The following is a 21,737-nucleotide window of genomic DNA, read 5'->3' as shown; positions in this document are numbered from 1 at the left end:
AAAAATAATAACCAATACAGGCAGTAACTTTGTTTATTTTAAAGACCGTTTAAGAGTTTAGCTGCTCGTGAAGCAATGCGTTTAAAGCATTTAATTTATGCTCTACTTGCTCGCTTACAACCTCTTTATCTATTTGTTTTTGTTCTACTTGAGTTGCAAATTGTAAGGCACACATGGCCAATACATCTTGTTTATCTCTAACAGAATAACTTTGCTCAAATTTTGCAATCATTGTTTCTATGTTCTTCGCTGCTTTACGCAAACCTTCCTCTTGCTCTGGAGCAATTGTTAACGGGTACACCCTATTAGCAATAGAAAGTTTAATTTTAAGCATTTCCGACATTACATCCTTCTCTTGATTGCATTATTCTGAGAGTTGTGCTATACAATAGTCTATCTCTCGTATTAATGAATTTATTTTAAGCTTTGTTTCTCTTTTATTTTCGTCACTGCCAAGCATGCTTTTTGCAATTTTGAGCGCCTCGTATTTATCCTCCCAAGATTCGATTTCTTGTTTTTGGATTTGAATGCGTTGGCGAGATTGGTTTAAATCCTCTTGTAATTTAGCATTGCTTTGCTTTAAAACGTCTAGTTTATGAAGCATTTTGCTAATTTTTTCTTCAAGAGCATTTACAATTTCTTCAATATTACTCATTTACAAATACCATACTTATCTCACAAAGTTAAGTTTCCTGAGTAAAAATAACAATTGTTTTTAGCATAAAATTAAAAATAGTTTGTTCTTCCTCATTATCAACATTATGTAGTTTGTCTCTAGGTTTAAACTTTGCATATTGGCTTCAAATAACTACTTTAGTACCTCAATTACATGTGCATGAAAACCCTTTTTATAAGTCTTTTTTTGATTCCTGTTCTTTTAGTTGCCCAGAATCCGTATCCACAAGACTATTTTATAAATCCTTTAAATATACCTATAGTGCTTGCTGGCACATTTGCCGAATTACGCTCCAATCATTTTCATTCTGGAATGGATATAAAAACACAACAACGTCAGGGTTTAGATGTTGTGGCTTCTGCGAGTGGTTTTGTAAGTCGTATTAAAATATCTCCTTTTGGATATGGCAAGGCTGTATATATTACTCACCCCAACGGATATACCACAGTGTATGCGCATCTTCAAAAATTAGCACCAAAATTAGAGACTTATTTAAAAGAAAGGCAATACGAGAAAGAATCTTTCGAGATCGAGCTTTTTCCGCCAATTAAAGCTTTGCTTGTAGAACAGGGCGAATTAATTGCTTATAGTGGCAACACGGGAAGTTCTGGTGGTCCGCATTTACATTTTGAAATCCGCGATAAAAACGAACACCCCATAAACCCAATGTTATTTGGTATTAACACTAAAGACACCTCTAAACCCATTGTTTCTACTTTGGTGGCATACCCCATTAGCGATGATGCCGAGATTAATGGTTCTAAAACCAAACAAAACATAAGACTTGTACCGCAACCCGATGGCAATTTTACGACCGAACCTATAGCGGCTTCCGGCACAATAGGTTTTGGGGTAGAAACTGTAGATCGACAAGATTTAGCGGCTAATAAAAACGGTGTATACAACATCCAAACATTTACCAACGGAAGCTTGAATTTTGAAATAGATTTCAAAACATTTTCGTTTGATGAAACCAGAGATATTAACAGGCTTATAGACTACGATACTTATAAACACAAAAAAGATCGCATCCAAAAATTATATATCGACACAAACAATGGTTTAAGCATGTACAAAAACACCATTAACCAAGGATATTTAAATATTCAGGATAGTACAGCTGTGGTTTATAAAATTAAAATAAGCGATTTTAACAATAACAATACCAATATTACGGTGCAAATAGATGGTAAAAAAAACAATTCTACTGTAAAAAAAGAACCTGTAAAGACACCTTATTATATATACGAAAACGAAACCACAACTCTAAACGAAAAAAACGTTGCCGTAACTTTTTACAAAAACACATTTTATAACGACTTTTTCTTAGACTTTAAAGTATCTAACGACACGGTAACGCTTTTACCGATAAGTGAAGCTGCAAGAAAGTCGTTTAAAATAGATTTCGATATTTCTAAATATCAAGACGCCGATAAAGACAAATTGTTTATTGCAGAATTGGTAGGATACAAAAAAAGACCATACTACAGCACCACAACCAGAACCGAAAATACATTAACTACGTTTAGTAAAGACTTAGGGGTATATACGGTGGTTTCGGACACTAAAAACCCCGTAATTACACCAGTAAATTTTAGTGATGGTAAATGGTTAAGCAATTACCGCTATTTAAAATTTAAAATTGAAGATGATTTGTCTGGAATTTCTAATTTTAGAGGCACTATTAACGGAAAATGGATTTTATTGGAATACGATTACAAAACCAAATTGCTAACTTACGATTTTAATGATGCCGTAAGCACAGAAACTAAAAACAATTTAAAACTTATTGTTACAGATAATGTTGGAAATAGTTCTACATTTGAAGCTATGTTTTACAGAAAATAAATGAACAACACAAATACTACCAAACGTTTCGTTTTAAACGTAATATATTTTTTATGCCCCTTTTTCTGTTTCTCGCAAATGGGAACACTACAAGGTATTATTTTAGACGATGCACATCAACCTATAAGTAATGTTAGTATTAAAGCTAATGAAGACGGCACACTTACTAACGAAAACGGTTTTTATCAATTAAACATACCAAGCAATCAAAACATAACCGTTCAATTTTCGCATTTATCCTACAAAAGTGTAACGGCACAATTTTATTTAAAAACAGGAGAAGTTTTCGAATTTAATCCAGTTGTGAGTGCAAACATAGAGCAAATTGCTACCGTTGTACTTTCGGGAAGCAACAAAAAGGAAGCCGAAGGTATTGTAACTCTCAACCCCACAACAATAAGGAATATCCCTGGCGCCAATCAAGGTGTCGAAAATATTTTAGCCACCCTTCCAGGAGTTAGCAACAATAACGAGTTAAGCACGCAATACTCGGTGCGTGGTGGTAATTACGACGAAAATTTAGTTTATGTAAATGGCATAGAAGTTTACAGACCATTTTTAATACGTTCAGGACAGCAAGAAGGTTTAAGTTTTGTAAATACCGATATGGTGCATAATGTCGATTTTTCGGCAGGAGGTTTTCAAGCTAAATTTGGAGACAAACTATCCTCTGTTTTAGATATAACTTATAGAAAACCTGTAGATTTTGCCGTAAATGCCGATTTAAGTTTGTTAGGCGGAAGTCTTTCTGTTGAAGGCATTAGCAAAGACTCAAAATTTACGGGTATAGTAGGTATGCGCTACCGCGATAACAGTTTACTGGTAAATGCAAAAGAAACGCAAACCAACTACGATCCTACTTTTGCCGACATACAAAGTTATTTAACCTACAGGTTTACAGATAAATTTAGTGTTAGCTTTTTAGGTAATGCCTCTATAAACAAATACAATTACGAACCCGAAACGCGCCAAACTAACTTTGGAACCATAGACAATCCGTTAGCCTTATTGGTGTATTATGACGGACAAGAAAAAGATGCTTATCAAACTTTATTTGGGGCGCTGCAAGCCAGCTACGTTGCTAACGACAACCTAAAACTACACCTTACAGGGTCTGCATACCACACGACAGAAGAAGAATATTTCGATATTCTTGCACAATACCGTCTAGGAGAAGTTAACAGTAATATTGGCGACGAAAATTTAGGTGAAGTAGAATTTAGTGAAGGTATAGGCAGCCAACTCAATCATGGTCGCAACGACTTAGATGCTTTCATTACCAATATTGAACATAAAGGGAGCTACAAATTAAATGACAACGATTTTGAATGGTCTGTAAAATATACCAACGAAGATATTAGAGACCGTTTGGTAGAATGGGAAGTTATCGATTCGGCGGGATTCTCCATCAACCCCCCAAAATTTAGAGTCCCTAACAATCAGCCTTATCAACCTTATGAAGGGCCATTGGTCACATTCGAAAATGTTAGAGCTACCAACCACACCACTATACAACGCGTACAAGCATACTTACAATGGAGTCGACGCTTTCAGTGGGGTAACCACGACATTTGGGCCAATGCAGGCTTACGTTCGCACACCTGGGATGTTAACGATGCTGGCATTAAAAGCAACGCCCAAACTGTAGTAAGTCCCAGAGCACAATTTGCCATTAAACCAGACTGGAAACACGACATGTTGTTTCGGGTTTCGGGAGGTTTGTATTATCAGCCACCGTTTTACAGAGAACTCCGAGATTCTACGGGAACTGTAAATCCCATTGTTAAAGCCCAAAAATCTATACATTTTGTAGCAGGGAACGACTATAGCTTTAATATGTGGGAACGCCCTTTTAAATTAACTACAGAAGCCTATTATAAAAAATTAACCGACGTTAACCCTTATACTATTGAAAATGTACGCATAAGATATCGGGCAGCCAATATTGCAGAAGCTTATGCTTACGGTCTAGATTTACGATTAAACGGCGAATTTGTTCCAGGCACCGAATCGTGGTTTAGTTTTGGTTATTTAAAAACCGAAGAAAATATAAACGACAGAGGGTATATTGCCAGACCAACAGACCAACGCTTAAAATTTGGAGCTTTATTTCAAGACTATGTGCCTAAATTACCAAGTATGAAAATGTATTTAAACTTGGTTTACAATACAGGGTTACCAGGAGGATCGCCTAGTTATGCAGATCCTTACGATTACCAAAGCCGCTTGCCAGATTACAAACGTGCCGATTTAGGACTGCAATATGTTATTGTAGATAAAACCGATGCTTTTGAAAGCGGCTGGAGAAAACCATTTAAATACCTATCTGTTGGTTTCGAAATTTTTAATGTTTTCGATGTACAAAACTCAATAACCAATACTTGGGTACGCGATGTGTATAGCAAAAGACAATATGCTATACCTAATTATTTAACACCCCGTGTTTTTAATGTAAGAACAACCATGAAGTTTTAAAATTCACCCTAAAACAAAAAAATTCTCTTATCGAGAATTTTTTTGTTTTTATAACCCCTTAATTAATAAAGCGGCTGTTGCTGGATTTGTTGCTAAAGGCACATCGTGCACATCGCAAATACGCATTAGCATAAAAATATCGGGTTCGTGCGGATGCTTTTCTAACGGATCTCTAAAAAACAACACCATATGGCACAAACCTTCTGCAACACGAGCAGCTATTTGCGCATCTCCCCCTAAAGGACCAGATAAATACGGTGTAACTTCAAAACCTGCTTTTTCTACTTTTTGCCCTGTTGTTCCTGTAGAGATGAGTGAAATTTGTTTCTGCTCTAATACTTCTCTATTTTCGTTTAAAAACTGAACCATTTCAGCTTTTTTTCCATCGTGTGCAATAATCGCTATTTCCATTAATCGATATCCTTTGTATGAAACTTAGCTAAACCTTCTATCGGGCGTCTGGTAAAATTACCAACTCTAAAATTTAATTCTTCTGCAACTTCTTTAATTTCATCTTTCGCATAAAATGCAATCGATCCTGCAAAATGTACCGGAACAGTTTTTAACTCTTCTTTATATTGCATAATCATATTCTCTGCAAATAAACGAATGCCTTTTTTAATTAATTCCTTAATGTATTCCGAGTCTTTATTAAGAAACATAAACTCGGCAAAATTAGCTAAAAATGCATTCGGGTTTGGCTGCTTATAAATGTTGTATTTTATATAATCGGCTTCAAGATTATATTTGTCGGCCATAGCTACACGAATAGTTTCTGGCATTTTATTAAAATAATAATCTCTAATTAATTGCTTGCCATAATAATTTCCGCTGGCATCGTCCATCAAGCTCCATCCTAAAGATTTTACACGCTGGTGTAATTTAGAGCCATCAAAATAACTGCAATTAGACCCTGTACCCAAAATACAAACCACAGCTGCTTCGTCTGGAGCACTTATTGTAGCGTATACCGCTGCCATAGTATCTTCATCAACTTCTACTTGAGCACCAGAAAAGAAATCTTCTAAAATGCCTTTTAAAAGTTGTTTCGGATTTTCTGTACCGCAACCAGCACCATAAAAAAACACATGGGTTACCTGTGCTTTAATCTCGTTAAGCTCTTCGCTTTTCTTTATAATTTTTCTTAATTTTTTTTCTGAAAGAATGGCTGGATTAATACCACTTGTTCGTATTTTTTCGAACAACTGATTGCCGTTTTTATCTACTGCTATCCAATCAGATTTTGTAGACCCGCTGTCAACTATTAAAATCATATTATTTTATATAAAAAAATTCCGTAAAATTATCTCCATCACAAATTGATGGCTATAAAATTACGGAATATTATAGTGAAAATTATAAACTGTGAACTTTTTGAGCTAAGTCGATTAATTTATTTGAATATCCGAATTCGTTATCGTACCAAGATACTACTTTGAAGAATTTAGAGTTTAATTCGATAGCTGCTTCAGCATCAAAAATACTTGTGCGTGCATCGCTAACGAAGTCTTGAGAAACCACTAACTCGTCTGTATAGCCTAAAACACCATTCATAGGTCCTTCGGAAGCAGCTTTAAAAGCAGCTTTAATTTCTTCTAAAGAAGTGTCTTTTTTAGTTTTTACAGTTAAATCTACTACAGATACATCGGCAGTTGGTACTCTAAATGCCATACCTGTAAGTTTACCGTTTAATTCTGGAATTACTTTACCTACGGCTTTAGCAGCACCTGTTGAAGCTGGAATAATGTTTAATAAAGCACTACGTCCGCCTCTCCAGTCTTTTCTAGAAGGCCCATCAACAGTCATTTGTGTAGCTGTAGTTGCGTGAACTGTAGTCATTAAAGCTTCTTCTATACCAAAATTATCATCTAACACTTTCGCTACAGGAGCCAAACAGTTAGTAGTACAAGATGCATTAGATACAATAGTATGTTCTGCTGTTAATTTTTCGTCGTTAACACCCATTACAAACATTGGAGCATCGGCACTAGGTGCAGAGATAACTACTTTTTTAGCACCAGCTTGAATGTGGTAATCTGCTTTTTCTAGAGTTGTAAAAATACCTGTACATTCTGCAACGATATCTACTCCTGCTTCATCCCATTTTAATTGTGTTGGGTCTTTTTCTGCTGTAATTCTAACGTGCTTTCCGTTTACAACTAAATGTCCGTCTTTTACTTCTATTGTTCCGTCAAACTTACCGTGAACAGAATCGTATTCTAATAAGTATGCTAAATGGTTAACATCTAACAAATCGTTAATAGCTACAACTTCTACATCTGGTCTGTTTAATGTTGCTCTAAAGGCAATTCTACCAATTCTACCAAATCCGTTAATTCCTAATTTTAATGTTGACATATTCTTGTTTTAATGTTTAAGTGGTCATGATATCTGACACACGTAGTAATTCTAAGTTAATTTTTGATTGTCCTTTTATAGCTTGGTCTAAAGGTGTAAGAGCCATTTGGTCGTTCATTAAACCAACCATTAAACTTGTTTTACCTTCTAACAAACTTTCTACTGCTTTCACGCCCATTCTACTCGCTAAAACACGATCGAAGCATGATGGAGATCCGCCACGTTGCATATGCCCTAAAACAGATACACGTACTTCGTATTCAGACATGTTTTCGTCTACATAGTCTTTTAGTTCGAATACATTTTTTCCTATTTTATCGCCTTCCGCAACTATAACAATACTAGACGATTTTCCTGATTTTTTACTGCGACGCAACGAGTCTAACAAACGATCTAAACCTAAATCTTCTTCTGGTATTAATACCTCTTCTGCTCCTGCTCCTACACCTACGTTTAGGGCAATATGGCCTACATCGCGCCCCATTACTTCTATAAAAAATAATCGGTCGTGCGAACTTGCTGTATCTCGAATTTTATCGACTGCTTCTACTACAGTATTTAGTGCGGTATCGTACCCTAAAGTATGGGTAGAGCCGTAAATATCGTTATCTATGGTTCCAGGAATACCCATTACAGGAAAATCGAACTCGTTATTAAATACCATGGCACCTGTAAAACTACCATCTCCGCCAATAACCACTAAGGCATCTATACCTTCTTTTTGCAGTTGGGCATAGGCTTTTTTACGACCTTCAACAGTCATAAACTCTTTAGATCTTGCCGATTTTAAAATAGTACCTCCTTTATTAATTATTCCTTTTACACTACGTGCATCCATCATTACAAAATCACCTTCAATCATCCCTTGATATCCGCGATAAATTCCGGCACATTCAATTTTGTGATAAGCACATGTTCTTACCACCGAACGGATGGCAGCGTTCATTCCTGGAGCATCTCCTCCAGAGGTTAACACACCAATTTTTTTGATTGTTTTCGACATGTTTTTTTTCATTTACAGTAAAACTACTAAAGAAAAACTACATATGAAACTGCTTTTAGTACATTTTAACTTAGCGGTTAAAACTATAACGTTTGAATTAAAAAAAAGTTAAAAACTTTTCCATATTTCAATATAATTGCTGTTTTTCAATTTAATTTTCTGCTGAATTTTCGTCTTTCATAATGATAAATTCTGGTAAAGACGAGCTAGGATTTTGTTCCTCTTGCGGAACTTCTGAAGGATCTTGATTTTGAGCTTTTCCTGAAAATATTTTTTGAAGCAATTCTTTAAACGTATCGAAATCTACATTATACGAAATACCTACACCTTGGGTATACCCTATTTCTTCACCGAAATCTCTAATACTATTTTCACGGTTAAATACATTAGCTGTTAAAGTACCTTCGTCATTTAAAAGGAAATTAACTTCTATATCGCCTGCAATTACTGTTTGGCTAACGCCACCAACAGGTACATCGACATTTCCATTAATCATTACCCGATCGCTAATTTGTGTTTGCAGGGTTACTCCAAATCTGTCGTCGGTTTGGTAGTCTGGATTATTTTCGCCCAATTCGTAATTTAATCCAATATTCAATTTATTATCGCCTTTAGAAAACAGATCGTTAACTATACCATTTAAGCGCTCTGTTAGCGTACCGTAAGGATTAACTCCAGAAATACCACTGGCGAAAGATCCTGTGGTTAGGAGGTATAAGGCCTGATTATCGCGGTCTTCTTTAGACTCTAACCTATAGGTTAACTCCGATTTTACGGTAGAATTTACATTAGGAAACTCGAAACCAAAATTTACTTCGGGTTTTTCCAATTGGTCGGTTAACTCTATTTCTACATTTACAGGAATACTTTTATTTATAGGATTATCTAGTAACGGCGACGGATTGGCCTGCGTTTTATAAATCGCTTTAATGTTTATTCGCGCACCAAGCGGATTCCCATCCCAAGCCAAGGTCCCTCCTGGTTCTACTATAAACTCTTTTTGCACTAAACCACCATACATAAAATTATACACCCCATTAAATACCGAAAAGTCGCCATAAATATTAAATTTTCCGTTGGTGTTTATTTCTATTAAAAGCCCTCCAATACCGCGTCCTTTTATAGTACTTCCCGAATTCCTGTCCATTACAATTTCGATTTCAGCATTTTTATCGACATCCAAATCGAAGTCTAACTCTAATCCTTTTAAATCTTTAACTAAAAACGACTTTCCTTCAAGTTTTGCTTGTTTTTCTTCTTCACTTAAAAAATGAATAAACGTATTGTCGCCAAAAGATTCGGAATCGCTCATAGGAATTTTAAATACCGTTCCTTCTTTAGTTGCGCCATCAACAGAAATAACCAGCTCGTCGGTAGGCCCATAAATAGTTGCTGTACCACCAATAAATCCTGTTCCGTAATACAGGGCGTCTTCCGAATCATCGGTATTTAAAACCAATAATCTGTCGGTGCTTAAATCGATACCGAGCTCCCAATCATCGAAATTATCATGTTTTATAAACCCAGCCAATACGCCTTTGGTTTGATAAGCTTGATCTGTAAGTTTTATCTTATCGAAAATGAATTCTTGATTTCTTAAAACCACCCGCGAACCGTCTTCGAAATCATAATTCGTATTTAATAATGGAATTAGCAAACCCGCCTCCCGAAGTTTTAAATCGCCTTCAATTGCTGGGTGATTAAGATTACCTATTAATTTAGCTTCGCCAGAAACATAACCCCGAATATCGCTAATAACATCTTTACCTAAAGGACTAAATGGTCTTAAATTAAAAGCATCAAACCTTAAATCGACATCGATATACGATTGATTGTTTAAGGCATCTATATAACCGATTGCTGTAAAGGTTCTATCTGCATCATTTTTAATTTTAGCATCCACATAATACCTCGTTAAATTTTCGTTGGCAGAAATATTTCCTTCAAAAGACCCTAAAACAAAATCGTTAACCTCTAAACTATCTATTATTACATTAGAACTTGGTAAATAATGCCCTTTTTGTTGTAAAATATCGATGTCGCCATTTAAAACACCTTTAAGTTTTAAACTATCTAAATCGGGCAGAACATGTTCTAAGTTTACGTCTTTAAAAGTAAGCTCTATATCTTTTTCGGTAGAATCGATTAAAAAACCATTTAAATAAATTTCTTCGTTACCATAAACCATGTCGAGTTTATGGACATTAATATCCTTAAAATCGTTAGAAAAAATAACCTTATTTAGAGTATCCTTGTTTTTGTTAACCGTCCATACATTATTTTTAAACGTTACATCGGAACTTGTAAATCCTAAAACGTTTTTATTATCGGTATTTATGGTATGATAGAAATTGATGTTATACGCATCTTTATTTTCTTTACCTCCTTTAAACTCTGTACGCATATAAAGCGTATCGTTTAGGGTTACATTTACTAAACTGAATTTAGAAATATCGTACAGTTTTGTATTTATGCTATCTACTTCCAGATAGGTATTAAAAAGCGGATTTTTATTATCGACATCCAATTGTATGTTACTAGCAAAGTAATCGTACAATTTTATTTCGGGCGACCTAAAAGTAAGGTTTAATTTATTGTCGTCGCTCTGCACATGCCCTTTTATATACGTATTTTTACCCAACTCGATATTAGGATAAAACACTTCTACTATTTTGTTATAGATTTTAAAATTGAAATCGAAAAACTGATTTTCTTTTAAGGGAATCTGCTCGAAATTACTATATATGCTACCTACCGCATTTTTAAGTAATTTACCAATATCTCTAAATTTAAAATATCCAACCATTTCACCTTCAATAATATCTGGCGAATTAACCTTTACATGCCTAATAGTATCTTTAAAAGTAGATGTTATGGTAAAATCATCAAAAAAATAGTTATCGTTTTCGTTATAATAATTTGAATCTGTAAACGAAATAATACCTTCTACATCGTTTATAGAGGTACCTCCTGCCACGATTTCTACATTACCTTTAAACATAGAAATGGTGTCTTTGGTAACAAAATTTAAAGCCCTAAAGTTAGCGTACTTAATATCGGCTATAAAATCTACAGTTTTTATTCGTCTTGAAAAATCAGCTAAACCATCAAAATTAAGTTTAAAATTCTCGTCGTTACTAACCAGTTTCCCGTTGTATTTGCTGCTTTTAAAATTACCAGAAACTTCAATGTCTTTATAGGAATAGTTATTAAAATCTAAATAATAAACCTGTCCGTTTACTTTAGTATCTATGTTTTTATCTGTAAATCCGCTACCGTCAACATCTAAATCTAAAGACGTTTTAAAAAACTTCGGATTATCTAAATAAGCCCCTAAATCAAAATCGGTAACCACAATATTACCTTTATAAGACGCCTTATCAATTTGATTGATATTGGTAAGCTGCAAATCGGATTCTATTACTCCTAAATCGGTATTAATATTTAGTTTGGCATTTATTTTAGAGGTAGTTATTTCGCTTTGCCCCGTAATATTAAAATGCCCCAACCTGTCGAAAGACGACGGAATGGTTTTACCCAATAAATTGGGCAGTAACTTTACGAGATCGAAATATGTAGACGACAGCCTGTTGAACTGACCTTTCATATAAAAACCAGAAGCATCTTTACTAAACAGGTTTTTAAAATTAATATCGCCAACAATTCTAGAATTGGTATTGGTTTTTAAGTTTAAATCGTTTAATTGTAAATCGTTTAAAGTACCTGTTAACAACACATTAAAAATGGCTCTTTGGTTGACTCCAAACTCATTATAAAAATAATTGAGATCGCTTAAAGCCAAATCGGCCGAAGTAATGTTGGCGTTTACCTGAACTTTATCTGTAAAATACTGAAGGTCTTCTCTATTAAACTCAAATTTAACATCGCCCTGCAAATTAGAATCTGCTGTTTTTAAATCTAAATCAGCAAATGTGATGTCGTTTAAAGTATAAGCGAAGTTGGTACTCATATTATCTACATGCAAGCCTCTGCTATCTGTAAATTCTAAGGTGTTAATTCGCGCAGAAACTTTTGGACCATGAATTAAAAAATTTGAAGCATTTATAGTAATATCATTAAAAATCAACACCTCGGGGTGTTCCAGATTTTCGTTTGTAAAGGTAAACTTGCCTTTATAAATAGAAACGTCGCTAGACGACAATAAAAAATTACTCGGAGTATCGTCGTTATTATCGTCATCAAAACGAGACACAAACACATCTAAATTACTCTCTGTTTCTCCTTTATATGTTTTAATATTAAAATTAACATTACTTAAAGCAATGTCCGAAAACACTAACCTGCCGTTATATAAATTCCTAAAATTCACAATATGAGTTTCCAGCATCTTAGCACTAATTAGGGTATCTTGCTTATAATCCTCTATATAAACATTTTTAATTTGTACATCGCCATTAAAATGAAGACCTACAGCACCAATATTGATACGTGTATGAAAAGATTCATTTAGTCTGGAAGTCGCATATTTACCCAATCTGGTCTGCACACCAGGTATGGCCAAAACCAACACCAAAATGATAAATAGCAGCAAGACAATGGCTACTAATTTAGATAGTATTTTTAAAAATTTTTTGATACGTTTTAAAGTTATAACTTTGAGCCAAAAATAACAATAATTGCTTCTAATATAATCGAATGCTTTCAGAAAATATCTACATCCTGGGAATTGAGTCTTCTTGCGACGATACAGCAGCGTCTGTAATACATAACGGCAAAATATTAAGCAATGTTGTGGCTAACCAAAGTATTCACGAAGCATATGGTGGTGTAGTGCCTGAATTAGCCTCTAGAGCACATCAACAAAACATCGTACCCGTTGTACACCAAGCCTTAGCGAAAGCCAATATTACTAAAGACCAATTGCACGCTATTGCCTTTACCCGAGGCCCAGGACTTATGGGGTCGCTATTGGTAGGAACCTCTTTTGCCAAGTCGTTAGCGTTGGGATTAAACATTCCGTTAATAGATGTTAACCACATGCAAGCACATATTTTGGCTCACTTTATAGATGAGGAAGGCTTTAAAAAACCACCTTTCCCGTTTTTAGCGATGACTATTTCTGGCGGACACACTCAAATTGTTAAAGTGAATAGCTACTTTAACATGGAAGTTATTGGAGAAACCATAGACGATGCTGTAGGTGAAGCTTACGATAAAAGTGGTAAAATTTTAGGTTTGGGCTACCCTGCCGGACCAGAAATCGATAAACGCGCACAATTAGGTAACCCCAAAGCTTTCTCATTTACAAAACCTAAAGTAGATGGATTGAACTTTAGTTTTTCTGGACTTAAAACAGCCATTTTATATTTTATTCAAAAAGAAACTAAGGCCAATCCTAATTTTATTTCAGAGCGACTTAACGATATCTGTGCGTCTATTCAATACACCATTATTGGTATTTTAATTGATAAATTAAAAAAAGCATCTAAACAAACAGGTATTAAGCATATTGCTATTGGCGGCGGAGTTTCAGCAAATTCAGGCATACGAAAAGCATTAAAAGATGGAGAGCATAAATTTGGCTGGACCACCTATGTTCCTAAATTTGAATTCACTACAGATAACGCTGCCATGATAGCCATAGTAGGCTATTTAAAATATTTAGAGCAAGATTTTTCAGACTCAAATATTTCGGCTTCCGCACGATTAAAATTGTAATAAATACTATTAAAAATAGACTAAATATAGTATTATTGTAGTCCAAATTAATTACAATTTTAACCCCAAAATCCCTAACCTACTCATGTTAAAACACATCCTTTTCATAGGAGCTGTTTCGGCCTCTATGTTATGTCTAGCCCAAAAGAAAAATCAATCAACTTTAGACAGTATTACCACAACAGCACAAGCCGAACGTTTTATAAAAAGCAACAAAGCCTATAGAGGTAAAATCTACACCTTTAATCAAGAAAAACACGACACGAACATGACTAAAGATTTATTTAAATTATCTTTAGGCGGAAGCAAAGTGTACGAAAATGGTTTTGAAAAAACCACCTATAAAGTCATTCAAAAAGACAACGTTATGTATTACCGTGTAAGCTATATTTTTATTGACAGCGAAGGACTTACCGATTACGAACTAAAACGTTACAGACAAACCATTTTTTCTAAATTCGACCAAGGCGTTCCTTTTCGTGATTTAGCCAAACAATTTTCTATGGATAAAAATGCATCAAGAGGTGGCGACACGGGTTGGTTTACAAGCGGCGATATGCCTAAAGAATTTGAAGAAGAAGTTATAGGAAACGACAAAAACCACTACCCTAACAAACTTTTTACCGTAAATATTTCGTCTAAAAAATGGCATTATGTAATTTTAAGGACTGAAGCACCAAAACCTATTGAAGAAATTAAAGTGCTTAAAGTAACCGAAGCCATTTAAACATGCAATTATTTTACAATCCAGACATTACCGAAAATTCGCAAGAACTCGCGTTCTCGAAAGATGAAAGCCGACATATTATTAAGGTATTACGAAAAACCAATGGCGATATGTTGCAGGTAACCAATGGTAATGGCTGGTTGTTTAACGTAAAACTTACTTTGGCGGATATACGAAATTGTTTAGCTGTTATTACAGAAAAAACATTTCAACACCCAAAACCATATCGCGTGCATTTAGCTGTCGCACCAACAAAAATGAACGATCGCTACGAATGGTTTTTAGAAAAAGCTACCGAAATAGGTATAGACACTATTACGCCTATTATTTGCGACCATAGCGAACGTAAAGTGGTAAAACTAGAGCGTTTTGAAAAAATTTTACAATCGGCCATGAAACAGTCGTTGCATTATTACATGCCTGTTTTAAATGCTCCAACCTCCTTTAAAGATTTTATAGCTGCGCCTTTTGAAGGTCAAAAATTTATTGCGCATTGCGAAGAAACTCAAAAAACATCGCTTAAACACAGCCTAAACCCTAATACGGATATTACCATTTTAATAGGTCCAGAAGGCGATTTTAGCACTCAGGAAATCGCTCTTGCACTAAAAAACAATTTTAAACCCGTAGCATTGGGCAACACGCGATTACGTACAGAAACTGCTGCTATAGTAGCCTGCCATACGGCAGCTTTAATTAACGAACCCGAAGCATGAGAGTATTCTTCTTTATTATTTTAGGAATCTTACATACTACATTGCAGGCACAAGACATCGCCGTTTTACATTATAAAGGTGGTGGCGATTGGTACAGCAACCCAACTGCGTTACCAAATTTAGTAGCTTTTTGTAACGCGAACATCAGCACAAGAATTTCGCCTAAAATAGAAGCTGTAGAGCCGTCCAGTCCAGATATTTTTAGATATCCCTTTATACACATGACTGGACATGGTAATGTTTTTTTTGATGAAGACGACAAAATTAACCTTAAGAATTATCTTGTTTCTGGCGGCTTTCTTCACATAGACGACAATTATGGATTGCAACCTTATATTACTAAAGCATTAAAAGACGTATTTCCCAACCAAGATTGGGTAGAATTACCTGCAAACCATGCTATTTTTCAGAAGCCCTATGCATTTCCAGAAGGCTTGCCAAAAATCCATGAACACGATGGTAAACGTCCGCAAGCTTTAGCATTATTCCATAAAGAACGCATGATAGTATTATTTACTTTTGAAAGTGATTTAGGCGATGGCTGGGAAGACGAGGCCATTCATAACGATCCGCCAGAAGTTCGCAATAAAGCTTTAAAAATGGGCGCAAACATTATCTATTACGTATTCAATAATTAGCGTTATGGAACAACTGAATTATTACAATACAAATTTCGACAAGAAAACCTTTCCCATAACTTTAGTTTGCGACAACGTTACCAACGCCCCTAATATTGGTAGTTTATTTAGAACTGCCGATGCTTTTGGTGTGGAACATTTAGCGCTTTGTGGAACGCAAATTCAATTAGGTCGCAAAATAACAAAAACCTCACGGTCTACAGAAAAAGCAGTTTCATTTTCTATCGAAACCGATGCTTCAGATGTAGTTACCGACTTAAAACAAAAAGGCTACACCATTGTAGTTTTAGAAATCACTAAAAACAGTTCCTCTTTAAAAACAGCAATATTCACCAACACAAAACCCATAGCCATTGTTATTGGCGATGAAAATTTTGGAGTATCGGAAAGCATATTAGAACTAGCAGACCAGGTTATACATATTGATATGTTTGGGCAAAATAGTAGTATGAATGTAGTACAAGCTACCAGCATTATTTTATACGAAATAACCAAACAAATTCAATAACAGTTTATTTATATTTGTTTTATGAATTCAAAAATAATTGCTAACGGTATTTTAAGAGCCTTACTAACTATAGTTGTTGTGCTCATTTTTCTGTTTTTTTTATATAAAATACAATCTGTTATTGTTTATTTGGTAATCGCCGCCGTGACATCTTTGGTTGGCGGTCCTTTAGTGCGATTGTTTAAAAATAAACTCAAGTTTAACGATAACGTGGCGGTAATTTTAACCATGTTCATTTTTGTTAGCTTATTTATCGGGCTTATTTTATTGTTTATTCCACTAGTAGTAGAACAAGGCCATAACCTTTCACTCTTAAACTTAGAAAAATTACAAGGGAGCTTAAATAACGTGTATAAGCAAGTTGCGACTTACTTACAACATAAACATATTTATTTAGAAGAGTCTTTAGACAATTACCATTTACTATCTAAAATTAACTATTCTGCAATACCAGAATTTCTCAATTCGTTATTAAGTGGCTTTGGATCGTTTAGTATTGGTTTCTTTTCTGTGTTATTTATTTCGTTCTTTTTACTTAAAGACAGACGCTTGTTAGAAGATAGTTTTATGGTATTAATACCAGATTCTAAACAATCGCGCTTACGAAATTCGCTACACACCATTAAAGAATTACTTTCAAGATATTTTATTGGTTTACTTATACAAATTTCAATTTTATTCGTTATTTACTCTATTGTCTTGTTTATTTTCGGAATTAACAATGCCATAGTAATAGCTTTTTTATGTGCACTATTAAACTTAATACCATACATTGGGCCACTAATTAGTGCTATTTTAATGGCTGTTTTAACCATGTCGAGCAATTTACAAGAAGACTTTAGTGTAATACTTCCAACAACTATTTACGTACTTATTGGTTTTGGTATCGCGCAATTAATCGACAACTTTTTTAGTCAGCCTATTATTTTTTCTAGAAGCGTAAAATCTCACCCATTAGAAATCTTTTTGGTAATTATAATCGCAGGCATTTTATTCGGAATTATAGGTATGGTTATTGCCGTACCAGCTTACACCGCTTTAAAAGTAATTTTAAAAGAATTTTTATCTGAAAATAAAATTGTAAAGCACCTAACTAAAAACCTATAGTAACTATTTGAATAAAGACATATTAAATACTGAAGTTCAATATTTTATAAATGAAAATTTAAATACTATCGCAGCCAGTATCCTTTTAAAAAAACCACCGTTTGAATATTTAGATACACGCGACATTATAGAGCAAATTGAAGCTAAAAAGCGTTGTTTTAAAAAACTGCCAAGTTGGTACCACACGCCAGGTATTTACTATCCAAATAAATTAAATATAGAGCAAACCTCTTCAGAAATTACAGCCAACTACAAAGCTGCTTTAATTTCGGGAAATTCTATAATAGATATTACAGGAGGCTTCGGGGTAGATTGCCTTGCATTCTCCAAACACTTCGACCAAGTAACCCATTGTGAAATCAATGAAGATTTAAGCAAAATAGTTGCCCACAATTACACACAGTTAAATGCAAATATTAAAACTATTGCAACCGATGGTTTAGCATATTTAAAAGCTACAAACGAAACTTTCGATTGGATTTATATAGATCCTTCCAGACGGCATGACAGCAAAGGCAAAGTGTTTTTTTTAAACGATTGCATGCCTAATGTACCCGAACACCTATCATTTTTATTTTCGAAATCTAAACATATTTTAGTTAAAACCTCTCCGCTGCTAGACATTACTATAGGTTATAACGAATTAAAACATGTAAAAAACCTGCATATTGTTGCAGTAAACAACGAGGTTAAAGAATTGCTCTGGATTTTAGAGCGTGATGCCCAGACAGCAGATTTCAGCATTTGCACAACTAATATTACAAAAACTCACACCGAGACGTTTAACTTTTTGCCCGAGGATGAAAGCCGCTTTGAAGCAGAATACCACACGCCTTTACATTTTATATACGAACCCAACGCTGCCATATTAAAATCTGGGGGGTTTAATGCAGTGGCTAATCAATTACAAATTTATAAGCTGCATAAGCATTCGCATTTATACACTTCAGAGCAATATATTGAGTTTCCTGGCCGTAGTTTTAAAGTGCTTAAAACTTTAGATTACAACAAGAAAACACTTCAAAAAGAAAACATAAACAAAGCCAATATAACCACTAGAAATTTCCCTGAAACAGTAGAACAGCTAAGAAAAAAATTGAAAATTAAAGATGGTGGTGATTTATATCTGTTTTTTACAACCGATTACAACTCTAAGAAATTAGTGCTTATTTGCGAAAAAATAGTAGCAAAACCATAATTCTGTAAGCTTTAACTTTCAGGTTCGACTACTTTCTAAACCAACCATTTAAACCACATATTATGAAAATTAATATCCTAGCTTTATTTTTAGTAATTACATTTTTAGGCTGTTCTAGCGACGATGATAGTTCTAACAATATGGATCCTGACCAAAACACAGAACTTATGGGTGATTTTGTTTCAGTCGCCCACCCTACTTCTGGCACTGCAATTGTAAGTGCAGACATGAGCACATTACAACTCAATGATTTTAAATCGGATGACGGGCCTCTTTTAGAACTTTATTTAACAACAGACTTAGAGGTAACCGATTATGTATCTTTAGGTATTCTAAAAGGATTAGACGGTAACTATACTTACGATCTCCCTGATGATATTGACTTAACTACTTACAACCATCTTGTTGTTTGGTGTGTAGATTTTAGCGTGAATTTTGGTTATGCCATTTTAAAATAATTACACAGCAGACACATAAAACCAACATCCGTTTTCTTTAATAAATTTAGAGTTTTCGTGTATAACTTCCAGTTTCCCCCACTCTTGGTAAACGGCTTTAAACTCTACAGTTCCCGATGTATCGGTTGCTTTGCCATTGGTCGTTTTTAGTACTTCTAAACTTATCCAATTAACAGATTTTGCCCAATTTACAATCGCTTTTTTTTCTTTAACAGGCCGCGTCGTTTTATAATGGCTCTCCATTAAATAATTACCGTTAGCCAAAACAAAAGCTGAATATCTAGAACGCATTAAAGCTTCTGCCGTTTTTACATCCATAATATTATTGTGGGCTATTTCGCAACAGTCTTTGTAATTTAAATCACTTCCACAGGGACACATCATAAGGTATTAATTTATTTGAGTACTGTTGGCTTGTTGTATTATGGCTTTTAACCGCTCTTCCCGCAGCTGCTGTTCTGATTTTTGCTTATTCTTCTTCCGCGCCATCAACTTAGCATGTTTAGCTTTGTTTTTTGTGTTTTTTGCGTGTCCTTTTTTTGCCATGGAAATCGTTTAAACTTCAAAATTACATCATTTACATAGCTTAGCACTCTAAAACTCATACTATTTCTTAAAAAATGAATACTAAACCAATGTCTTTTTTATCTTCGCAAATAAAAAAAAGATGCTAAAAGCTGTTTTATTCGACATGGATGGTGTTATTGTTAACACAGAACCTTTACATTTTAAAGCCTATTACAATATGTTTGAAGCCATTGGTGTAGAAGTACCATTAGAACACTACCAAACCTACACAGGGCGATCTACTATTAACACCTGTAAGGGCATCTGCGATCATTTTAATTTGCCACATCAACCAGAAGAATTGGTACAACTAAAAAGACAAGCTTTTAAATCGCTGTTCTTAAACGATCCCGATTTAGATTTATTACCGGGCGTATTAGACTTAATAAAAAACTACTACAATAACGGCATTACATTGGTATTGGCGTCATCGGCCTCGGAAGTAACAATTAACGATGTTTTTACCCGTTTTGATTTAGATAAATATTTTAAAGGTAAAATTTCGGGAGCTAGCTTAGCGGCATCCAAACCACATCCTGAAATCTTTTTACGAGCCGCCGAAATTGCAGGTGAATCTACAAAACACTGTATGGTGATAGAAGATTCTACCAGCGGAATAAAAGCTGCCCACAGCGCTGGCATTTATTGTGTAGCTTTTAAAAGTCCGCATTCTAAAAATCAGGATTACACTCTAGCAAATAAAGTGATTGACAATTACAGCGCCATTCATTTTGATGCGATTAAAAGCGCATTTATTTAATTAAAATTGACTTTAGCTCGGGATAGGTACCTTTAAAAACATTTAAATCGATATAACCTTCAACACCATCTATAGTACCTTGTTCTGTAAACTGCCAGATGGTCCAAGGCTTAGTTATTGGCTCGGTGTAATTTCCGTAATTCGCAATCCAAATCCGGTATTTATCAAATTCAGGAGTATTTAAATATTTGCTGTAAAAATGATCGCCAGTGTAAATAATTGGAGTTACCCCATAATGCTCTTCAATATCGTCTAGCCAGCGCTTTACACCCAATTTCAACTGCTCGACCGACTGTACTGTCGATAGATTTTCAATATCTAAAATAGGCGGTAAATCTCCAGGTTTTAAATCTACATGCGTTTTAAATTGTTTCGCCTGACTTAAAGAATGCTGATTGGGTCTGTAATAATGATACGCACCACGTATAATAGATTTAGATTTTATGGTTTCCCAACGCGACAAAAATGTACTATCCAATCCGTCGGTTCCCATTGTGGCTCTAATAATTAAAAATGCAATCGGCACACTATCGTTAATATAATGCACCTTATTCCAGTCTATTTCGCCTTGATAATGCGATAAATCCACACCAAATAACGAGTGAGGATAAGCCTTAAAGATTAAATCGTTTTTAGATGATGCTGTAGCCGATTCTTGAGTAAACCTATGATATAAAAATTGTAAGTCTATTCTAAAAACATACGTGGTTAATGCCAAAACAAGCAATAAAATTACCAGCAAAAAACCAATAACGTATCTCTTTTTCATGGTAACAAATGTAACATAAATATGGACAAAAAAAAGACACATGGCCGCAACCATGTGTCCGAAATTTGTATTACTTTATAGTAATACCCCTAATTAACTAATAGCTGGTACAAATATAAACCATACCAATTTAATAGAGTTACGGTTTTCCCGTAATTTTGAAAAAAAATGAAACTTTTTTTACAGCACTCAATATGCTAATCTGTTTGTAAAAAAGTTCTCAACAATCCTTCTGCAAATCCCCAAATTA

At 34.6% G+C, this 21,737-nt stretch carries 21 protein-coding genes; 11 read left to right on the top strand and 10 right to left on the bottom strand.

The genetic code is table 11. The annotated features are described in order from the left end of the window. Positions 1-49: 49 nt before the first annotated feature. Together ACR9EA_RS07980 and ACR9EA_RS07975 are read right to left on the bottom strand one after the other, a co-directional pair. Positions 50-343, bottom strand: a complete 294-nt coding sequence (locus tag ACR9EA_RS07980; RefSeq protein WP_435139441.1) for a cell division protein ZapA — start codon at positions 341-343, stop codon at positions 50-52. 21 nt (positions 344-364) lie between these two features. Further along, a complete protein-coding gene (locus ACR9EA_RS07975; protein WP_435139439.1) occupies positions 365-655 on the bottom strand; it encodes a hypothetical protein in 291 nt (96 codons plus the stop codon). Positions 656-835: 180 nt separating this feature from the next. Here ACR9EA_RS07975 and ACR9EA_RS07970 point away from each other — a divergent pair, with 180 nt between their 5' ends. Next, positions 836-2,524 (top strand): M23 family metallopeptidase, encoded by a 1,689-nt coding sequence (locus tag ACR9EA_RS07970; protein WP_435139437.1) that lies wholly within the window; start codon positions 836-838, stop codon positions 2,522-2,524. A gap of 78 nt (positions 2,525-2,602) precedes the next feature. Further along, positions 2,603-4,999 (top strand): TonB-dependent receptor, encoded by a 2,397-nt coding sequence (locus tag ACR9EA_RS07965; protein WP_435139435.1) that lies wholly within the window; start codon positions 2,603-2,605, stop codon positions 4,997-4,999. Between the two features lie 48 nt (positions 5,000-5,047). On the opposite strand, the gene ACR9EA_RS07960 is transcribed toward ACR9EA_RS07965, so the two are convergent. The 5 genes from ACR9EA_RS07960 to ACR9EA_RS07940 all read right to left on the bottom strand — a co-directional run bounded on the left by ACR9EA_RS07960 (position 5,048) and on the right by ACR9EA_RS07940 (position 12,912). Beyond that, a complete protein-coding gene (locus ACR9EA_RS07960) occupies positions 5,048-5,410 on the bottom strand; it encodes a methylglyoxal synthase (protein WP_435139433.1) in 363 nt (120 codons plus the stop codon). Next, positions 5,410-6,273, bottom strand: a complete 864-nt coding sequence (locus tag ACR9EA_RS07955) for a BadF/BadG/BcrA/BcrD ATPase family protein (RefSeq protein WP_435139431.1) — start codon at positions 6,271-6,273, stop codon at positions 5,410-5,412. Before ACR9EA_RS07955 ends, ACR9EA_RS07960 begins: the two co-directional genes overlap by 1 nt. Positions 6,274-6,355: 82 nt before the next feature. Continuing rightward, positions 6,356-7,357, bottom strand: a complete 1,002-nt coding sequence (gene gap / locus ACR9EA_RS07950; protein ID WP_435139429.1) for a type I glyceraldehyde-3-phosphate dehydrogenase — start codon at positions 7,355-7,357, stop codon at positions 6,356-6,358. Between the two features lie 16 nt (positions 7,358-7,373). Beyond that, complete coding sequence (gene pfkA / locus ACR9EA_RS07945) at positions 7,374-8,360, bottom strand: 6-phosphofructokinase (protein WP_435139427.1); 987 nt, start codon at positions 8,358-8,360, stop codon at positions 7,374-7,376. A 151-nt stretch (positions 8,361-8,511) separates the two neighbouring features. Further along, positions 8,512-12,912: a translocation/assembly module TamB domain-containing protein gene (locus ACR9EA_RS07940; protein WP_435139425.1), complete on the bottom strand. Its 4,401-nt coding sequence runs from the start codon at positions 12,910-12,912 to the stop codon at positions 8,512-8,514. A gap of 104 nt (positions 12,913-13,016) precedes the next feature. On the opposite strand from ACR9EA_RS07940, the gene tsaD reads away from it, so the two are divergent. The 8 genes from tsaD (at position 13,017) to ACR9EA_RS07900 (ending at position 19,391) form a co-directional block, all read left to right on the top strand. Next, positions 13,017-14,039 carry a tRNA (adenosine(37)-N6)-threonylcarbamoyltransferase complex transferase subunit TsaD gene (gene tsaD / locus ACR9EA_RS07935; protein WP_435139423.1) on the top strand — a complete coding sequence of 341 codons (1,023 nt, stop codon included), beginning with the start codon at positions 13,017-13,019 and terminating at the stop codon, positions 14,037-14,039. An 85-nt stretch (positions 14,040-14,124) separates the two neighbouring features. Beyond that, positions 14,125-14,766, top strand: a complete 642-nt coding sequence (locus ACR9EA_RS07930; RefSeq protein ID WP_435139421.1) for a peptidylprolyl isomerase — start codon at positions 14,125-14,127, stop codon at positions 14,764-14,766. Between the two features lie 2 nt (positions 14,767-14,768). Further along, the gene (locus ACR9EA_RS07925; RefSeq protein ID WP_435139419.1) at positions 14,769-15,482 is read left to right on the top strand and encodes a 16S rRNA (uracil(1498)-N(3))-methyltransferase; all 714 of its coding nucleotides are present in this window, start codon (positions 14,769-14,771) and stop codon (positions 15,480-15,482) included. Further along, positions 15,479-16,120, top strand: a complete 642-nt coding sequence (locus tag ACR9EA_RS07920) for a DUF4159 domain-containing protein (protein ID WP_435139417.1) — start codon at positions 15,479-15,481, stop codon at positions 16,118-16,120. The genes ACR9EA_RS07925 and ACR9EA_RS07920 overlap by 4 nt, the downstream gene beginning before the upstream one ends. Before the next feature lie 4 nt (positions 16,121-16,124). Next, positions 16,125-16,628 (top strand): TrmH family RNA methyltransferase, encoded by a 504-nt coding sequence (locus tag ACR9EA_RS07915; protein ID WP_435139415.1) that lies wholly within the window; start codon positions 16,125-16,127, stop codon positions 16,626-16,628. Positions 16,629-16,649: 21 nt separating this feature from the next. Beyond that, entirely contained in the window at positions 16,650-17,735 is a 1,086-nt protein-coding gene (locus ACR9EA_RS07910; RefSeq protein WP_435139413.1) for an AI-2E family transporter, read from the top strand. 7 nt (positions 17,736-17,742) lie between these two features. Next, positions 17,743-18,933: a THUMP-like domain-containing protein gene (locus ACR9EA_RS07905; protein WP_435139411.1), complete on the top strand. Its 1,191-nt coding sequence runs from the start codon at positions 17,743-17,745 to the stop codon at positions 18,931-18,933. 62 nt (positions 18,934-18,995) lie between these two features. Further along, positions 18,996-19,391 carry a DM13 domain-containing protein gene (locus ACR9EA_RS07900; protein WP_435139409.1) on the top strand — a complete coding sequence of 132 codons (396 nt, stop codon included), beginning with the start codon at positions 18,996-18,998 and terminating at the stop codon, positions 19,389-19,391. Here ACR9EA_RS07900 and ACR9EA_RS07895 read toward each other — a convergent pair whose 3' ends face one another. Together ACR9EA_RS07895 and ACR9EA_RS07890 are read right to left on the bottom strand one after the other, a co-directional pair. Further along, complete coding sequence (locus tag ACR9EA_RS07895) at positions 19,392-19,775, bottom strand: YchJ family protein (protein WP_435139407.1); 384 nt, start codon at positions 19,773-19,775, stop codon at positions 19,392-19,394. Positions 19,776-19,781: 6 nt separating this feature from the next. Continuing rightward, positions 19,782-19,937: a hypothetical protein gene (locus tag ACR9EA_RS07890; RefSeq protein ID WP_435139405.1), complete on the bottom strand. Its 156-nt coding sequence runs from the start codon at positions 19,935-19,937 to the stop codon at positions 19,782-19,784. Between the two features lie 121 nt (positions 19,938-20,058). Between ACR9EA_RS07890 and ACR9EA_RS07885 the strand changes: the two genes are divergently transcribed. After that, entirely contained in the window at positions 20,059-20,718 is a 660-nt protein-coding gene (locus ACR9EA_RS07885; RefSeq protein WP_435139403.1) for an HAD family hydrolase, read from the top strand. Here the strand turns inward: ACR9EA_RS07885 and ACR9EA_RS07880 are convergent. Continuing rightward, a complete protein-coding gene (locus tag ACR9EA_RS07880; protein WP_435139401.1) occupies positions 20,711-21,487 on the bottom strand; it encodes a glycoside hydrolase family 25 protein in 777 nt (258 codons plus the stop codon). The two genes, ACR9EA_RS07885 and ACR9EA_RS07880, sit on opposite strands and share 8 nt — an antisense overlap. Between the last annotated feature and the right edge of the window lie 250 nt (positions 21,488-21,737).

This window comes from Formosa sp. A9 (assembly GCF_051200825.1).
In the GTDB taxonomy this organism is placed as follows: domain Bacteria; phylum Bacteroidota; class Bacteroidia; order Flavobacteriales; family Flavobacteriaceae; genus Formosa.
The sequence above is the reverse complement of the archived record's forward strand: the minus strand, read 5'-3'. Positions and strand labels throughout refer to the sequence as shown.

Coding starts and splice junctions, on each gene's coding strand:
- gap (WP_435139429.1), bottom strand. CDS start 7,357: ATGTCAACATTAAAATTAGGAATTAACGGATTTGGTAGAATTGGTAGA.
- pfkA (WP_435139427.1), bottom strand. CDS start 8,360: ATGTCGAAAACAATCAAAAAAATTGGTGTGTTAACCTCTGGAGGAGAT.
- ACR9EA_RS07980 (WP_435139441.1), bottom strand. CDS start 343: ATGTCGGAAATGCTTAAAATTAAACTTTCTATTGCTAATAGGGTGTAC.
- ACR9EA_RS07890 (WP_435139405.1), bottom strand. CDS start 19,937: ATGGCAAAAAAAGGACACGCAAAAAACACAAAAAACAAAGCTAAACAT.
- ACR9EA_RS07885 (WP_435139403.1), top strand. CDS start 20,059: ATGCTAAAAGCTGTTTTATTCGACATGGATGGTGTTATTGTTAACACA.
- ACR9EA_RS07970 (WP_435139437.1), top strand. CDS start 836: ATGAAAACCCTTTTTATAAGTCTTTTTTTGATTCCTGTTCTTTTAGTT.
- ACR9EA_RS07960 (WP_435139433.1), bottom strand. CDS start 5,410: ATGGAAATAGCGATTATTGCACACGATGGAAAAAAAGCTGAAATGGTT.
- ACR9EA_RS07955 (WP_435139431.1), bottom strand. CDS start 6,273: ATGATTTTAATAGTTGACAGCGGGTCTACAAAATCTGATTGGATAGCA.
- ACR9EA_RS07880 (WP_435139401.1), bottom strand. CDS start 21,487: ATGAAAAAGAGATACGTTATTGGTTTTTTGCTGGTAATTTTATTGCTT.
- ACR9EA_RS07895 (WP_435139407.1), bottom strand. CDS start 19,775: ATGATGTGTCCCTGTGGAAGTGATTTAAATTACAAAGACTGTTGCGAA.
- ACR9EA_RS07910 (WP_435139413.1), top strand. CDS start 16,650: ATGAATTCAAAAATAATTGCTAACGGTATTTTAAGAGCCTTACTAACT.
- ACR9EA_RS07975 (WP_435139439.1), bottom strand. CDS start 655: ATGAGTAATATTGAAGAAATTGTAAATGCTCTTGAAGAAAAAATTAGC.
- ACR9EA_RS07925 (WP_435139419.1), top strand. CDS start 14,769: ATGCAATTATTTTACAATCCAGACATTACCGAAAATTCGCAAGAACTC.
- ACR9EA_RS07900 (WP_435139409.1), top strand. CDS start 18,996: ATGAAAATTAATATCCTAGCTTTATTTTTAGTAATTACATTTTTAGGC.
- ACR9EA_RS07930 (WP_435139421.1), top strand. CDS start 14,125: ATGTTAAAACACATCCTTTTCATAGGAGCTGTTTCGGCCTCTATGTTA.
- tsaD (WP_435139423.1), top strand. CDS start 13,017: ATGCTTTCAGAAAATATCTACATCCTGGGAATTGAGTCTTCTTGCGAC.
- ACR9EA_RS07915 (WP_435139415.1), top strand. CDS start 16,125: ATGGAACAACTGAATTATTACAATACAAATTTCGACAAGAAAACCTTT.
- ACR9EA_RS07965 (WP_435139435.1), top strand. CDS start 2,603: ATGGGAACACTACAAGGTATTATTTTAGACGATGCACATCAACCTATA.
- ACR9EA_RS07920 (WP_435139417.1), top strand. CDS start 15,479: ATGAGAGTATTCTTCTTTATTATTTTAGGAATCTTACATACTACATTG.